Annotated in this window: 15 protein-coding genes; 7 read left to right on the forward strand and 8 right to left on the reverse strand. The window is 70.2% G+C overall.

Features of this window, described 5'->3' with window-relative positions; all coding sequences use genetic code 11:
• The first annotated feature begins 97 nt into the window (after nt 1-97).
• From ABZS64_RS05610 to ABZS64_RS05620, 3 genes are read left to right on the forward strand one after another with little or no spacing between them, the layout of a single operon-like run.
• Nucleotides 98-541, forward strand: coding sequence for a hypothetical protein (locus ABZS64_RS05610; RefSeq protein WP_355823552.1), 444 nt, complete (start codon nt 98-100; stop codon nt 539-541).
• Nucleotides 542-546: 5 nt separating this feature from the next.
• Nucleotides 547-954 carry a DCC1-like thiol-disulfide oxidoreductase family protein gene (locus tag ABZS64_RS05615; protein WP_355824103.1) on the forward strand — a complete coding sequence of 136 codons (408 nt, stop codon included), beginning with the start codon at nt 547-549 and terminating at the stop codon, nt 952-954.
• 11 nt (nt 955-965) lie between these two features.
• Nucleotides 966-1667 carry a TetR family transcriptional regulator gene (locus tag ABZS64_RS05620; protein WP_355823554.1) on the forward strand — a complete coding sequence of 234 codons (702 nt, stop codon included), beginning with the start codon at nt 966-968 and terminating at the stop codon, nt 1665-1667.
• An 18-nt stretch (nt 1668-1685) separates the two neighbouring features.
• Here ABZS64_RS05620 and ABZS64_RS05625 read toward each other — a convergent pair whose 3' ends face one another.
• The gene (locus ABZS64_RS05625) at nt 1686-4127 is read right to left on the reverse strand and encodes an MMPL family transporter (protein ID WP_355824105.1); all 2442 of its coding nucleotides are present in this window, start codon (nt 4125-4127) and stop codon (nt 1686-1688) included.
• Nucleotides 4128-4287: 160 nt separating this feature from the next.
• Between ABZS64_RS05625 and ABZS64_RS05630 the strand changes: the two genes are divergently transcribed.
• Nucleotides 4288-4974, forward strand: coding sequence for a response regulator transcription factor (locus ABZS64_RS05630; protein ID WP_355823556.1), 687 nt, complete (start codon nt 4288-4290; stop codon nt 4972-4974).
• Nucleotides 4971-6500, forward strand: a complete 1530-nt coding sequence (locus ABZS64_RS05635; RefSeq protein WP_355823559.1) for a HAMP domain-containing sensor histidine kinase — start codon at nt 4971-4973, stop codon at nt 6498-6500. Before ABZS64_RS05630 ends, ABZS64_RS05635 begins: the two co-directional genes overlap by 4 nt.
• A 4-nt stretch (nt 6501-6504) precedes the next feature.
• Here the strand turns inward: ABZS64_RS05635 and ABZS64_RS05640 are convergent, their stop codons facing one another.
• From ABZS64_RS05640 to ABZS64_RS05650, 3 genes are all read right to left on the reverse strand, one after another.
• Nucleotides 6505-8058, reverse strand: a complete 1554-nt coding sequence (locus ABZS64_RS05640; RefSeq protein WP_355823561.1) for an ABC transporter substrate-binding protein — start codon at nt 8056-8058, stop codon at nt 6505-6507.
• A 167-nt stretch (nt 8059-8225) separates the two neighbouring features.
• Nucleotides 8226-9656 (reverse strand): metallophosphoesterase, encoded by a 1431-nt coding sequence (locus ABZS64_RS05645; RefSeq protein ID WP_355823564.1) that lies wholly within the window; start codon nt 9654-9656, stop codon nt 8226-8228.
• 11 nt (nt 9657-9667) lie between these two features.
• A complete protein-coding gene (locus ABZS64_RS05650; protein WP_355823567.1) occupies nt 9668-9928 on the reverse strand; it encodes a hypothetical protein in 261 nt (86 codons plus the stop codon).
• 121 nt (nt 9929-10049) lie between these two features.
• Between ABZS64_RS05650 and ABZS64_RS05655 the strand changes: the two genes are divergently transcribed.
• On the forward strand, nt 10050-11258 hold the full coding sequence (locus ABZS64_RS05655; RefSeq protein WP_355823570.1) for a D-alanyl-D-alanine carboxypeptidase: 1209 nt from the start codon (nt 10050-10052) through the stop codon (nt 11256-11258).
• Here ABZS64_RS05655 and ABZS64_RS05660 read toward each other — a convergent pair.
• Genes ABZS64_RS05660 through ABZS64_RS05675 form a run of 4 tightly spaced genes read right to left on the reverse strand, consistent with a single transcriptional unit; the run spans nt 11227 to nt 14048 of the window.
• Nucleotides 11227-12123, reverse strand: coding sequence for a YihY/virulence factor BrkB family protein (locus ABZS64_RS05660; protein ID WP_355823573.1), 897 nt, complete (start codon nt 12121-12123; stop codon nt 11227-11229). The genes ABZS64_RS05655 and ABZS64_RS05660 overlap by 32 nt on opposite strands.
• A complete protein-coding gene (locus tag ABZS64_RS05665; protein ID WP_355823575.1) occupies nt 12111-12536 on the reverse strand; it encodes a GtrA family protein in 426 nt (141 codons plus the stop codon). The genes ABZS64_RS05660 and ABZS64_RS05665 overlap by 13 nt, the downstream gene beginning before the upstream one ends.
• Nucleotides 12533-13492 carry a decaprenyl-phosphate phosphoribosyltransferase gene (locus tag ABZS64_RS05670; RefSeq protein ID WP_355823578.1) on the reverse strand — a complete coding sequence of 320 codons (960 nt, stop codon included), beginning with the start codon at nt 13490-13492 and terminating at the stop codon, nt 12533-12535. The genes ABZS64_RS05665 and ABZS64_RS05670 overlap by 4 nt, the downstream gene beginning before the upstream one ends.
• Entirely contained in the window at nt 13485-14048 is a 564-nt protein-coding gene (locus tag ABZS64_RS05675) for a phosphatase PAP2 family protein (RefSeq protein WP_355823580.1), read from the reverse strand. The genes ABZS64_RS05670 and ABZS64_RS05675 overlap by 8 nt, the downstream gene beginning before the upstream one ends.
• Before the next feature lie 153 nt (nt 14049-14201).
• On the opposite strand from ABZS64_RS05675, the gene ABZS64_RS05680 reads away from it, so the two are divergent.
• Nucleotides 14202-15602, forward strand: a complete 1401-nt coding sequence (locus ABZS64_RS05680) for an FAD-binding oxidoreductase (RefSeq protein ID WP_355823582.1) — start codon at nt 14202-14204, stop codon at nt 15600-15602.
• The last annotated feature ends 13 nt before the right edge of the window (nt 15603-15615 follow it).

A 15615-nucleotide genomic window follows, 5' to 3' on the forward strand; every position in this document is an offset into this window, starting at 1 on the left:
CGCCCAGCCACCCCTTCACCCATCCGCTTGAACATGTTCAAAAGGAGGGCTACAGTCCATGACGCCAGCTTTTGAACGCGTTCAAGGGAGGGTGGGGATGGACCTCACTGTTGTTGCGTATGTCGTCTACCTGCTGATCAGCGTGGCGCTCACCATCTGGGTGGCGCGGACCCTGAGCCGCAACGGACGCATCTTCATCGCCAGCGTTCTGCAGGGGGACGAGAAGCTGGCCGACGCCGTCAACCACCTCCTGGTGGTCGGCTTCTACCTGGTGAACCTCGGCTTCGTCGCCCTCTACCTCAAGGCGGCGGAAGGGGTCGAGGACGCCCGCGGGCTCTTCGAGGCGCTCTCGGTCAAGCTCGGCGTCGTACTCCTCGTACTCGGCGTCATGCACCTCGGCAATGTCTGGGTCCTCAACAAGATCCGCCGACGCGGAGTGATGGAGCGCCAGCAGACGCCGCCGGTCGGACCGCAGGGCTGGACGACCCCGGCAGGCCAGGGCCCGTGGGCCGCACCCGCCGCCGGGACCGGCGGGGCGTGAGCGCGATGGGCACCCCGGTCCGCAGACTGACAGTCCTCTACGACGCCCAGTGCACCCTCTGCGTCCATCTGCGCAGCTGGCTGCTGCGGCAGAGGCAGCTCGTGCCGCTGGACCTGGTGCCCGCCGGGTCGGTCGAGGCGCAGCGCAGATACCCGCGCCTCGACCACACCGCGACCCTGCGGGAGATCACCGTCATCGGCGACCGGGGCCAGATCTACACCGGGCCCGCCGCCTGGATCGTCTGCCTCTGGGCCCTGGCCGACTACCGGCCCAAGGCCCACTGGCTGGCCACCCCGGCCGGTCTGCCGTTCGTCCGCGTGACGATGCTCGCGGCCTCCAAGTACCGCGAGGCGACCGCTTCAGGAGGGGCCGTCGGGACGCCCTGCGACGACCGGTGCTCCGTCCCCGGTTAGGCTCGGACACCGTGACAGAAGCGAAGGCCCCCAAGAGCGAGCAGACCCGCACGCTCATCCTCGAAACCGCGCTCCGGCTCTTCCAGGAGCGCGGTTACGACAAGACGACCATGCGGGCCATCGCCAAGGAGGCAGGGGTCTCGGTAGGGAACGCGTACTACTACTTCGCCTCCAAGGAACACCTGGTCCAGGGTTTCTACGACCGGATCGGCGCCCAGCACCAGGCGGCGGTCCGGCCGATCCTCGACCAGGAGACGGATCTGGAGACCCGGCTCGCCGGGGTGCTGACGTCCTGGCTGGAGATCGCCGAGCCGTACCACGAGTTCGCCTCCCAGTTCTTCAAGAACGCGGCCGACCCGGAGAGCCCGCTCAGCCCGTTCTCCCCGGAGTCGGAACACGCCCGCGAGGCGGCCCTCTCCATCCACCGTGAGGTGCTGGCCGGTTCGAAGGCCAAGGTCGCCGACGAACTCGCCGATGTCCTCCCCGAGTTGATGTGGCTCTCCCAGATGGGACTCGTCCTGTACTGGGTCTTCGACCGCTCGGAGGGCCGCGAGCGCACCAGGAAGCTGGCCGAACGCGGAGCCCGGCTCACCACCCGAGGTGTCGCCCTCTCCCGGTTCCGGGTGCTGCGCCCGCTCGTACGGGAAGTGCACGAGCTGTTCAGGGACTTCCTGCCGGGGATGGCGGAGACCGCCGCCGCCCGCAAGAAGTAGCCCGCCGGGACCGGGCCGTCAGCGGCTCACTCCCAGGTCCGAGAGCACCACGTCATGGACCAGCGGATCGCCGCCGATCATGATGTGGCGGACCCAGGGCTCATGGATCCCCGCAGTTGCGGCCAGCAGATACGCGCCGCCGGCGGGCGCGGACAGGATGTACGAGCCGTCGGCCAGGGACTCCACCCGGTCGACCTGGCGGCCGCCCGGCGAGACGAGGGTGAGGATCGCGTCGCCGACCGGCTCGCCCGACTCCGTACGGACGAAACCGTGGACGGCGGACCCGACGGCCCCGGCTCCCGGCTCAGTACGGGGCGTCGGCACGGACACCGCAGGCTCCGGCGCGTCCTCCCGCGGCTCCACCGCCAGATGCGGCAGCCGCTTCTCAAGTCCGGCCGGCAGCCACCAGTTGGACTTCCCCAGCAGATGCATCGCCGCCGGCACCAGCGCCGTACGCAGGATGAACGCGTCCAGCGCCACCGCCGCCGCGAGCCCGATGCCCGCCATCGCGCCCTCCATGTCGCCGCTCAGCACAAAGGCGCTGAAGACGCAGATCATGATCAGGGCGGCGCAGTTGATGACGCGGCTGGTCTCGGCGAGGCCGACCCGTACCGCCCGCGCGTTGTCCTTCGTATGCACCCACTCCTCGTGCATCCGGCTGACCAGGAAGACCTGGTAGTCCATCGAGAGCCCGAACAGCAGCGACAGCATGATGACGGGCAGGAAGGCCGTGATCGGGCCCTCCTTGCCGAGGCCGAGCGCCTCCGCTCCCCAACCCCACTGGAAGATCGCGACCAGTACGCCGAAGGAGGCCGCGGCTGCGATCAGGTTCATCAGAGCGGCGGTCAGCGGGACGACGAGCGACCGGAACGCGATCAGGAGCAGCAGGAAGCCGAGCGCAATGATCGTTCCGATGAAGTACGGCAGCCGGTCGCCGGTCACTGCCGCGAAGTCCTTGAAGATCGCCGTGACTCCGCCGACATGGACCTCCTCGCCCGACTGCGGGATGACCTCGCCGCGCAGGGTGTCGATCAGCTGGTCCGTCGCCTCGGACTGTGGTGATGTCGTCGGGACGACCTGGATCACGGTGATGCCTGAGCCCGGCCTCGAGGGCAGCGCGACGGCCTGGGCGACGCCCTCCGTGGCGCGGACCTTGCCCACCAGAGCCTGGATGGCGGCCGGTTCGGCGTCCTTCGCGACCAGTTGCAGCGGCCCGTTGAAGCCGGGTCCGAAGCCCTCGGCCAGCAGGTCGTACGCCTGCCGCGTGGTCGTGTCCTTCTTGTGGTTGCCCTGGTCGGTCGCGCCGAGCCGCAGGGACAGCACGGGGATCGCGAGCGCGGCCATCACCACGACCGCGACCAGCGCGATCGACCTGGGCCGCTGCTGCACGGTCGCGGACCAGCGGGCGGCGGCGCCGCCCGACTCCACGGGCTCCGGACCGTGGGCGGCGAGCCTGCGACGCTGGCGCCTGCTCAGCACCCGCTTGCCCAGGACGCCGAGGAGCGCGGGCAGCAGGGTGATCGCGGCCAGCACGCTCAGTACGACGGTGAGCGAGGTGGCGATCACCACGCCGTCGAGGAACCGCATGTTCATCACGAGCATCCCGGCGAGCGCGATGCACACCGTGCCACCCGCGAAGAGCACCGCGCGCCCGGAGGTGTTCAGCGCGGTGACCGCCGAGTCCTCGGGCGCCAGGCCCCGCAGAATGCCCTTGCGATGGCGCGTGACGATGAACAGCGCATAGTCGATGCCGACGCCGAGACCGATCAACGAGCCGAGCAGCGGGGCCACTTCGGGCACGTCCGTCACATGGCTGAGCAGCGTTGTCGACAGCATTCCGGTGCCGACCCCGAAGATGGCGATCACCAGCGGCAGCACCATCGCGAAGAGCGAGCCGAAGGCCAGGAAGAGGACGACTGCCGCGGCGGCGATGCCGACCATCTCGGCGGTGCCGGTCGGCGGTTCCTGGATACGCGTGATCGCCTGTCCGCCGAGCTCGACATCAAGGCCCGCCCGCTCGGCGTCCTGTGCGGTGTCGACGACGTCCTCGACCAGCTTCTTCGGCACACCGTTGGCCTGTTCGGCAAAGGTGACCTGGGCGTAGGCGATCCGCCCGTCCTTGCTGATCTGAGCCGCGCCTGCCGGGGCGTACGGGCTCGCGACGTCGCCGACGCCCTTCATGCCCGCGATCTCCTTGAGCGCGAGCTCGATCCGTTCCCGTACCGCCGCATCGCGCGCGGATCCTTCGGTGACCCGCCACACCACTGTGTCGGTGTCGCCCGAGCTCTCCGGGAATGCCTTGAGCATCAGGTCGTACGCGTGTGTGGAGTCGGTGTCCGGAAGGCTGAAGCTGTTCGAGTAGTTGGTGCCCGCCGAACTGCCCGCGGCCCCCAGGCCGAACAGCGCCCCCACCCACAGCACCAGGACCACCAGCCGATGCCGATAGCACCAGCGTGCCAATGCCGCCACGATTCCTGCCCCCTTCGTCGATCGGTCTCCCCCGGGCCGGTCTTCAGAATCGGCTGCGGACGCGGTCCGTGGCGTGGCGCGGCCATGACTCTCAAGGAACTCCAAGACAGTGACCGGCCCTCCGCGCAGGGATCACGCCGATACTGAGGACATGGACCACGAGGGAGCGACCGTGCTGGTCGTCGAGGACGAGCCGAGCATCGCCGACGTCCTCGCCATCGCACTGCGCTATCACCGTTTTGAGGTGATTACGGCGGGAAGCGTACGGCAGGGACGGCAGCTGGCCGGGCAGACGCGCCCCGATGTGGCGCTGCTGGATGTGATGCTTCCGGACGGCGACGGGCGGGTGCTGGGGCGTGAACTGCGGGACGCGCACCCCGGGACGGCCGTCGTCTTCCTCACCGCGCGCGATGCGCCCGCCGAGATCGTGGGCGCGCTCGGCTTCGGCGACGACTACATCACCAAGCCGTTCAACGTCGACGAGGTGGTGGCCCGCATCAGGGCCGTACTGCGCCGCACCCGGCCCGCCGATGTGCTGCCCGTACGCCCGCCGCTGCGCTACGGCGATCTGGAGCTGGACGACGCGACCTACGCGGCGCGGCGCGCGGGCCGCTCGGTGCAGCTCACCCCCACCGAGTACGCGCTGCTGCGCTTTCTCGTGCGCAACGGCGGCCGCATCGTCCCCAAGGAGCAACTGCTGCGCCACGTCTGGCAGTACGAGCACCAGCCCGAGTCGACCGTCGTCGAGACCTACATCAGCTATCTGCGGCGCAAGCTCGACCCCCTGGGGCCACCGCTGATCACCACCCGGCGGGGCTTCGGATACGGACTCGCATGAGGCGCCCGCCTGGTCCGAGGCGCTGGATACGGGCCCGCGCGCGGCGCCACCACCGCGGAATCCACTCCCTGCGCGCCAAACTCACCCTGGTCAACGTGTGCGTGCTGACCCTCGGCATCGTCGCGGCCACCGCGGTCAGCCTGATGGGCATGCGGCACTATCTGCTGGACCGCGTGGACACCGAGCTGATCGGCAGCCGCACAGCGCTGCAGCGGACGGGATTCACGCAGAAGGAGATCGAGACGATCAGCGCCATCGGTGAACTGGGAGCCCAGTTCAGTGAATCGGGGGCGGGCGGCCTGCCGCGCTCCGACACGATCATGGTGGCCGTCGACGCGAAGCGCGAGCCGATCTCCTTCGCGGGCATCGCCCCCACCGACCGGCAGCGCGAACTCGCCGCCGCGGTCGGCGATCCGGGCAAGCCGGCCGACTCCGCCGAGCCCCGGGACGTGAGCGTGGGAGGAGATCCGTACCGCACGGTCTCCACCCGGCTCGGCGACGGCACTGTGGTCGTTCTGGCGACCGACACCGGCTCCGTGCACTCCTCGCTGAAGAAGGCCCTAAAACTCGATCTCGCCTTCGGCACCGTCCTGTTGGCGCTGCTGGCCCTGCTCACCATGCTCGGCGCCCAGCACCGGCTGCGGCCGCTGGAGGACATGGTGGAGACGGCGTCCGCCATCGCCGAGGGCGATCTGACCCGGCGTGTGCCCGCCGGACGTGATCCGGTCACCGAGATCGAGCAGCTGCGAAACGCCCTCAACTCCATGCTCCACCAGGTCGAGTCGGCCTTCGAGACCCGCGAGCACAGCGCCGCCCAGCTGCGCCGGTTCGTCGCGGACGCCTCGCACGAGCTGCGTACACCGCTGTCCGCGATCCGCGGCTATCTCCAGCTGTACGACAAGGGGATGCTGCGCGAGCCCGCCGAACGGACCCGGGCGCTGGCACGGATGACGGCTGAGGCCGACCGGATGGGACGGCTCGTCGAGGAGCTGCTGACGCTGGCCCGCCTCGACCAGCAGCCCCAACTGAGGGTGAGCGCGGTCGACCTGAGCCGTCTGGTGCGCGACGCGGCGGACGATCTGCGGGCCCAGCAGCCGCAGCGCCCGGTCGCCGTCGCGGCCGAGGGCGCGATGATCGTGCGGGGCGACGAGTCGGGGCTGCGGCAGGTCGTCGGCAATCTGCTGGCCAATGTCCGCGCCCACACTCCGGCTCACGCGCCGGTACGCGTGGAGCTGGAGCGTGCGGACGGCGACGGTCACGGTCCCGGCGCGGTACTGCTGCGGGTGGCGGACGAGGGTCCCGGCATGGCCCGCGAGGACGCCGACCGTATCTTCGACCGCTTCTTCCGCGCCGGCGGCGAAGGCAGCGGGCCGGCAGGCAGCGGACTCGGCATGGCGATCGTGCAGGCCGTGGTCGCCTCGCACGGGGGCGAGGTGACGATCCGGACCGCGCCGGGCGAGGGCCTCGCGGTGACGGTCGCGCTCCCGGCGGCAGCCCGTACAGCACAGGCCGAGGCGGTGTCCTAGCCGCTCAGATCCAGCCGAGTTCCCACAGCCTCCAGACTCCGGTGCCGTCCGACAGATACTGCGCGCCGCTGACGTTCTCGCTGCTCAGTACGTAGTCCTTCTTCTGCCACAGCGGCACGAGCGGCACATCCTTGGCGACCTCCCGTTGCAGCGACTTGAAGTCGTCCGTGGCGCGGGGGCGTTCGCCGTACTGCTGGGTGGAGGCGATCAGCTTGTCGACGGTCGCGCTCTCATAGCCGCTGTGGAGGGTCGAGTCCTTGCCGACGAGCGGCTGGCTGAAGTTGTCGGGGTCCGGGAAGTCCGGGATCCAGCCGATGGTGTACGCGTCGTACTTGCCGGCCCCGTACCCCTTCTGGAACACCTTCCAGTCCTCGGCGACGACCTTCACCTTGAACAGCTTGGTCGCCTCCAGCTGGCGTCGCAGCTCGGCCGCCTCCTGCGCCGGGCCGCTGTCCGCGCGGTGCACCAGGGTGAAGCTCACCGGGGTCTGGATCCCGGCGTCGTCGAGCAGTTCCCCGGCGCGCTTCGCGCTGGGCTTCGGATAGGCGTCGAAGAAGGGGTTGATGTGCGCCAGGGTTCCCTGCGGGATCAGGGAGTACAGCGGCTGCACCGTGGCGTGGTAGACCGAAGTGGCCACCTTGGGGCGGTCGATGACCGCGGCGATCGCCTGCCGCACGGCCTTCTTCGCCATCGGCGAGCCGGGCCGTACGTTGAAGACGAGGTTGCGGATCTCGGCGGTGTCCGACTCGCTGACGCGCATGCCCGACTCGCCGGGGTCGAGACCGGCAAGGAGCTTCGCGGGCAGCTGACGGTGTGTGACATCGAGCTGCCCCGCCTTCCAGGCCGCCGCGAGTTCGTCGGACCCCTCGAAGTAGCGGACCAGTACGGGCCCGCCGGTCTTCGTCAGTGCGCCCTTGTACTTGGGGTTGGGCACGAGCCTGGCCCTGGATCCGGGCTCGTACTCCTTCAGTACGTACGGTCCCGAACCGTCCACGCTGTTGCCCTCGCGCAGGCTCTTCTCCGGGTACTGACTGCGGTCGACGATCGAGCCCGCGCCGGTGGCGACCTTCTGGGGGAACGTCGCGTCGCGGGTACGGAGGTTGAACGTGACCGTCTGCCCCTGGGCAGTGACGTTCTTGAGGGTGGAGAAGAGGGGCTGCGGGCCGACGTCCGTCTTGATGCGCAGCATCCGCTCGAAGGAGTACTTGACGTCCTCGCCGGTGATTTTGCGGCCGTTGGCGAAGGTGAGGTCGTCGCGCAATTCGCACTGGTACGTCTGGAGCGTCATCCCGACGAAGTCGCAGTCGCGGGCGGCGTCGGGGACCGGGGTGACACCGTTGGGCTTGAAGGTCAGCAGCGACTGGTAGACGTTGCTGTACATGGCCCAGGAGCCGGCGTCGTACGCCCCCGCGGGATCGAGCGACGTGACCACATCCGTGGTGCCGACGGTGATCGTTGACTTGCTGATCTGATCGGACGGCAGTAACTGCCAGCCGCCGACGGCCGCGGCCAGAACCACCACACAAGTGACGAGAATCCGCAGACGGATCGACTGCATCGTCAAGCTCCCCTTCACGCCCACCCCTGTTCGTGATAGGTCGCTTAGCCAATCACAGGGCCTTCACAAGAGGAAGGGATGACTTATGGCTCACAGGCAACTGTGACAACAGCTATGCCTGCGCCATGCCAAAGCCATTCCTGCGCCATGTGGATGACATGGGTTGGCTATGCCTGACGGGATGCGAGCTGTACGACGGTGATGTCCGAGGGGGCTCCGACGCGTACGGGCGGGCCCCATGCGCCCGCGCCCCTCGTCACGTACAGCTGGGTGTCTCCGTACCGTTCGAGCCCGGCGACGGTCGGATTGGCAAGGGCGGCGAGGTAGTTGCCCGGCCAGAGCTGGCCGCCATGGGTGTGGCCGGAAAGCTGCAGGTCCACGCCGTGCTTGACGGCGTCATGGATGACGACGGGCTGATGCGCGAGAAGCACGGACGCGCGGGTGCGGTCCCGTTCGCCGAGCGCCTTGGCGAAGTCCGGGCCGTCGCCCTCGCTCTCGCCCGCGACGTCGTTGACCCCGGCGAGATCGAAGCCGCCGATCTCGACGCGCTCGTTGCGCAGCGGGTGGAGTCCGAGCTCGCGGACGTGGTCGACCCACTCCTCGGCGCCGGAGAAGTACTCGTGATTTCCGGTCACGAAGAACGACCCGTGGCGTGAGGTGAGCTGCGCGAGCGGTTCGGCGGCGGGCCCGAGGTCTGCCACGCTGCCGTCGACGAGGTCCCCGACGACGGCGACGAGGTCGGGCGACGTGGCATTGATGGTGTCGACGATCCGCTGGGTGTGGCCGCGCCCGAGGATGGGTCCGAGGTGAATATCGCTGACGACGGCGATCCGGAAACCGTGGGCGGCCCGCGGAAGTCTGGCCAGCGGAACGGTGACGCGCTTCACACGGGGCCCGCAGAGGACACCGTAGGTCCCGTACGCCACGGTTCCGAGGGCAACGGCGGCGGCACCACCACCGACGACACGCGACACGAACACCCGCCGCGAGACCGTGCGCCGGCCGATGGTGCCCGCGTCGTCCGCCTCGGCCTCGTCCGTACGGGCCATCCCCTCGGCCGGGGCCGGGCGGGGCTCCGCGGTGCGCGTCGCACCAGCGGGCTCGTGCGGCGCGGCCGCGCCAACCGGCGCCTGGCCGGCGGCGTCAGCCGTACCCGCGGCGAAGCCGCCGGGCGTCTCGGCTCCAGTCGGATCCGCCGCCGCGGCGAAGCCCGCGGCCGGCGGACCGGGGGTCCGGGGGACCCGTCCCCCGGTTTCGGGAAGGGGCGGGGTGGGGGAATTCCCCCCTGCTACCCGCACCAGCAGCGGCCGCACAACCTCCCCCACCAGCAGCCCCAGCACGAGATACAGCAGCACCGCCAGCCACAGATACCCCGGCCACGCCACCACTCGCTGCAGCCAGAACGGCGCCCCCGCCCGCCCCGAGACCAGTGCCGCCACCGACAGCAGCGGCAGTACCCACACCGCCGCCGTGCCCACCCGCCGCGCCGTGCCCCCGCGCGCCGTCGTGTCGCGGACCAGCCGTCGCCATACGTACCAGTGCACCCCTGCCAGCAGGGCGAGAACCAGGAGCACCACAAGCAGGACGACCACCAGCACGGACCGCTCCCCTATTCGTTGTGCGCTTCGCGCGTTTCGTGCCGCAAGGCGCGTACGCCACGCAACCCGATCACTCCGACGACCGTCCCCAGAACAAAGGACGTAATGGCGAGCAGCAGATGGACCCAGAAGTACGCCGTCGGGTCACCCGCGTCGTCGAAGGCGAGCCCGCTGCCGTCCTTCCACAGGTTCTTGACGAAAGTGATCCAGATGAACCAGCTCCACACCCCGAAAGCGAGCAGGAACCAGGAGACGGGGCGGCTGAGCTTCATGGACTCAGTATCGCGTCCGTCCTCCGACCGGGTCCTCCGGGGTGGGCTGTCCCGGCGTTCCTCCCGGCGGGTCATCGAGCTGATGAGCATATTTTCTTCACGGCCCTGTACGTTCTCGTCCGTGTCTGCTCTGAAGAAGACCGCGCTGACGGTCACCGCCGCCACGTTGCTGCCCGCACTCGCCGTCGTGCCCGCTGCGGCCGACAGCCATGACTACAGGGCAGGCAGGAAGCACCCGAACCCACCCGCCTCCATGTCCTCGGTCGGCGGAAGCCAACTGGGCAAGGCCGGCACGCAGGTCAGCCTCGGACCCGGCGCGCCCGTGCTGCCCCAGGATCTGAGCGGCCGGTCCTGGATCGTCGCGGACGCCGAGAGCGGCGAGGTGCTGGCCTCGCACAACGCCCACTGGCGGCTCCCCCCGGCGTCCACGCTCAAGATGCTGTTCGCGGACACCGTGCTCCCCCGGCTGCCCAAGGACGAGATCCACATGGTGACCGAGGCCGAACTCGCGGGCGTCGGCGAGGGCAGCAGCCTGGTCGGGGTCAAGGAGGACCACACCTACTCCGTCCACGATCTGTGGCTCGGCGTCTTCCTGCGCTCCGGCAACGACGCCGTGCATGTGCTGGCCGAGATGAACGGCGGCGTTCCCAAGACGGTCCAGGACATGCAGGCGCACGCCGACGAGCTCCAGGCGCTCGACACGCATGTCGTCTCGCCCGACGGCTACGACGCCACCGGCCAGGTCTCCTCCGCGTACGACCTGACCCTCATCGCCCGCAGCGGCATGCAGAAGAAGGACTTCCGGGAGTACTGCTCCACCGCGCACTCCACGTTTCCGGGCGAGCAGGAGCCGGGCAAGAAGCGCGAGACCTTCGAGATCCAGAACACCAACCGCCTGCTCACCGGCGACGACGGCATCTCCCCGTACAAGGGCATCGCAGGCGTCAAGAACGGCAACACCACCCACGCGGGCGCGACCTTCACCGGTGTCGCCGAGCGCAACGGCAAGGTGCTGCTCGTCACCGTCATGAACCCGGACTCCGGCGAGAGCCAGGCCGTCTACAAGGAAGCGGGCCGACTGCTCGACTGGGGCTTCTCGGCGGCCGGAAAGGTCACGCCGGTCGGCGAGCTGGTCGCGCCGAGGTCTGCGACACCCCCGGCCTCCAACGGCAACGAACCGGTCAACAACGGCGCGCCGGCCAAGAAGGCCGTCGTGAAGGAGAGCTCCGGCGGCATCGGCATCGCGCTCGCCATCACCGGCGGGGCGCTGGTGTTGCTCGCGGCCGGGGTCTTCCTCGTCAACCGCCGCTGGCCGCTGCGCCGTCGCTAGCGTCGTCGACGGCTCTCTTGCTCTGCGTCGCCGTCCACGCCGCGCAGAACAGCAGCAGCTTGGCCGAGAAGTTGATCCACAGCAGCAGGGCGACCGGGACGCCGAAGGCGCCGTACATGCTCTTCGACGCGACGCCCCTCATATAGCCGCCGAGCAGCAGCTTGAGCAGTTCGAAGCCGACCGCGCCGAGCAGCGCCGCCACCACCAGGCGGCGGCGCTGCGGTTGAACGCCCGGCAGCAGTGTCAGCAGATACAGAAGCAGCAGGAAGTCGGCGACGACGGCGATCCCGATGCCCGCGACCTGGAGCAGTACCCCACCGGCTCCGCCCTTGTCGATGCCGAGCCGGTCGGCGCTCCAGCCGACGGCGGTCGAGCCGAGGCCCGACGCGGCGATCGAGGCGAGCGCGGTCGCGCCGAGCCCGAGCAGTACGCCGGCGTCCTTGAGCAGGCGCAGAATCGGGTTGCCCTTGTCCTCGTCGTCCAGCTCCCACACGGCCCGCAGGCAGTCCCTTATCGAGCCGACCCAGCCGATGCCGGTGACGAGCAGCAGCGCGCCCGCGACAAGTCCGACCGTGCCCGCGTTGGCGACCAGGGAGTTGATGTCGAGCTGGTCGGAGATACCGGGCACCTGCTCGGTGATCTTGTCCTCGATCTTCTTCAGCTGATCCTTGTCGAGCAGCGCGGCACCGACCGCGGCGGCCACGGTGATCAGCGGGAAGAGCGCGAGAAAGCTGATGAACGTGATCGCGGCGGCGAGCCGCGACCAGTGCACCCTGTCGAGCGTCTCGTAAGAACGCCAGGCATGGGTGCGCATCAGGCGGACGACGAGCGGTCCGATGACGGGGAGCTTGGTCAGCCAGTCCATGTCGTACGCGTACCCTCCACGCGGAACACCAGCGTCCGGGTCCCCCAGAATCGCAGGCACGTGGCGAGGAACATGCCAACGCCGAGCCCGGAAACCGTGTCCGCGCGCGCCGAGGTGAGTCCGAGGCCGTGGTGCGAGACGGCGAGACAGAGCAATTGCACGAGCGCGCCCGCAAGATTGACGCCGAAGAACGCGGCGTACTCGCGCAGGCCGACGCATCTGCGCCGGTAGGTCCCGAGCGCGTTGCCGAGATACGCGACGGTGCACCCGGCGAGGAAGGACAGAGCCTTGGCGCTCAGCGGCTCCCAGCCGCCGGGGCCGCGCAGCCAGAGGAAGACGCCGAGGTCGGCGCCGTACGCACAGCCTCCGACCAGTACGAACGAGCTCAGCTCGGACCAGACGAGGGGCTTCACAGGTCGGCGACCGCCAGTCCGTACATCGCCGCCCACACCAGTCCGATGACGGCGAGCGCCGGGTCGCGCAGCACCACGTCCTCGGGCGCGCCGGCCGTGCCGCGGTCCGCGAAGACCGCGTACCGCAGCACCGCCAGGATGAAGGCGATCATCGACAGCTGCCGCCAGGGCAGCAGCGCCTGGGCGGCAACCCCGCCGCTCTCCAGGGCCCACAGGCAGTAGGCGAGCACGGCGACTCCGGCCGCGAGCTGCCAGACGAAGCGCAGATAGCCGGTCGTGTACTCGTCGAGCAGCGCCCGGGTCGCGCCCTTGGCTTCCTCCATCTGGACGGCTTCGGAGTACCGCTTGGCCGCGACCATGAACAGCGCGCCGAAGCCGGTCGTGATCAGGAACCAGCGGGACAGCGGGATGCCGAGCGCGACCCCGCCGATCATCGCGCGCATCAGGAAGCCGGTGGTGACGACGGCGAGATCGACGACGAGGACGTGCTTGAGCCAGATGCAGTAGGCGAGTTGCATCGACAGATACGCGGTCAGCAGCGCGCCGGTCATGGGGTTGCACAGGGCAGCGGCACCGGCGATCGCGGCCGCGGCGAGGACGGCGCCGACCACGTACGCGACGGTCACCGGCACGTCCCCGGCGGCGACGGGCCGGCGGCGCTTCACCGGGTGGGCGCGGTCCGCTTCGGCGTCGCGGGCGTCATTGACCAGATAGACGGCCGCGGCTGCCGCGGTGAACAGGGCGAAGACGATGGCCAGTTGGACCACGGTGTGCCGGGATGCCAGGTCCCCGGCGGCGGCGGGCGCGGCCACGACGAGAACGTTCTTGATCCACTGGCGCGGGCGCGCGGTCCTGAGCAGTCCGACGGGCAGACTCACCGTCCGGTCCTGCGCGGGGCGTGGGGGCCGCCGGGGCCGTTCGGGCCGCTCCAGCAGCGCGGTCCCGCGCTCAGCCATGCCGCCCCCCGTAACTGGGTGCCGCGCCCAATGGAGCCCCGGCAAGGGCCCACCGGACCCCCAGCCGCGCCGCGAGCCCCCCAAGCACCGCCCCGGCCGCGACATCCGTCGGGTAGTGGACCCCGACGACCAGCCGCGAGACGCACATCGCGGCGGCCAGCGGCGGCGCCAGCCGCCGTCCGGCCGGGCCCAGCGCCCCGAAGGCGACCGCGGCCGCGGCCGCCGATGTGGCGTGCGAGCTGGGAAAGGAGTGGCGGCTCGCGGTGCGGACGAGGGGGTCGCCGGAGCGCAGTTGGGGGCGGGGACGGCGCACGGCCCGCTTGATGCCCATGCTCGCCAGATGTGCCGCGCCGACCAGGGCCGTGGCCCTCAGCCAGGCGCCACGGCGCTCGCGGTCGGCGGCAGCGCCCGCGAGCCCGGCGGCGAGCCAGAGCGCGCCGTGCTCGCCGGCATGGGAGAGCGCGCGGGCGGCCGCGGCGATGCGCGGTTGGCTGCCGCAGTCGCGCATCGCCGCCAGCAGCCGCCGGTCGGCGGCCGCACAGTCGACGTATCTCATTTGCCACCCCTTCTCATGAGCCAGGGGCGACTCTTCTCGGCGAACCGGCCGACTTTCGCGCCATTCTTTGATGACACTCGGATAATCACCCATTCCGGCGAGTCTCGTGAGGCACTGCCAAATTGGGGCATACGCGGCGATACGGTCGGAGTCATGGCCGCCGACACCTGCCGCACCACCCACGCCAGCGCCGATACCCGTACGACTCCGGAGCTGGTGACCGGCTGGGGGCGGACCGCGCCGACGAGCGCCCGCCTGCTGCGTCCCCGTACCGCCGAAGAGGCCGCCGCCGCCGTCCGGGAGTGGGGGGCGCGCGGCGGCATCGCGCGCGGACTCGGCCGGGCGTACGGCGACGCGGCGCAGAACGCCGGCGGATCCGTCCTCGACATGACCGGCCTGAACCGCATCCGCACGATCGACGCCGACGCGGGCACCGTGGTGTGCGACGCGGGCGTGAGCCTGCACCGGCTGATGGAAGTGCTGCTGCCGCTCGGCTGGTTCGTGCCGGTGACGCCCGGGACCCGCTATGTCACGGTCGGCGGCGCGATCGGTGCCGACATCCACGGCAAGAACCACCATGTCTGCGGCTCGTTCTCGCGCCATGTGCGCGCCCTGGAGCTGCTGACCGCGGACGGCTGCGTACGAACGGTCCTGCCCGGCAGTGACCTCTTCGACGCGACCACGGGCGGCATGGGCCTGACCGGCGTGATCCTTTCGGCGACCGTGCAGCTCCAGCGCGTGGAGACCTCTCTGATGTCCGTCGACACCGAACGGGCGGCGGATCTCGACGACTTGATGGCACGGCTCACCGCCACCGACCACCACTACCGGTACTCGGTCGCCTGGATCGACCTCCTCGCGCGCGGCCGTGCGCTGGGGCGCTCGGTCCTCACCCGCGGGGAGCACGCGCCGCTGGACGCGCTGCCTCCGAGCGCCCGCCGAGCCCGGCGCGCCCCTCTCGACTTCCGCCCGGGACAGCTGCCTGCGGCCCCCGGCTTCGTACCGGAGGGCCTCCTCGGACGCACCACGGTCGGGCTCTTCAACGAGCTCTGGTACCGAAGGGCGCCCCGCTCGCGCACCGGTGAGCTGCAGAAGATCTCGGCCTTCTTCCATCCGCTGGACGGTGTTCCGCACTGGAACCGGATCTACGGCCGCGGCGGCTTCGTCCAGTACCAGTTCGTCGTCGGGTACGGGCACGAGGAGGCCCTGCGCCGGATTGTGCGCCGGATCGCGCGGCGCGGCTGCCCCTCGTTCCTGGCGGTCCTGAAGCGCTTCGGCGAGGGCGATCCGGGCTGGCTGTCGTTCCCGATGCCCGGCTGGACGCTCGCCCTGGACATCCCGGCCCGGCTGCCGGGGCTCGGCGCCTTCCTGGACGAGCTGGACGAGGAGGTCGCGACGGCCGGTGGCCGGGTCTATCTGGCGAAGGACTCCAGACTGCGCCCCGAACTGCTCGCCGAGATGTATTCACGGCTGCCCGAATTCCGTTCCCTGCGGGCCGGCCTGGACCCCGGCGGAGTCTTCACCTCAGACCTCGCCCGCCGCCTCTCCCTCTGACCCTGCCGCCATA

This window comes from Streptomyces sp. NPDC005408, assembly GCF_040606445.1.
Taxonomy (GTDB): Bacteria; Actinomycetota; Actinomycetes; order Streptomycetales; family Streptomycetaceae; genus Streptomyces.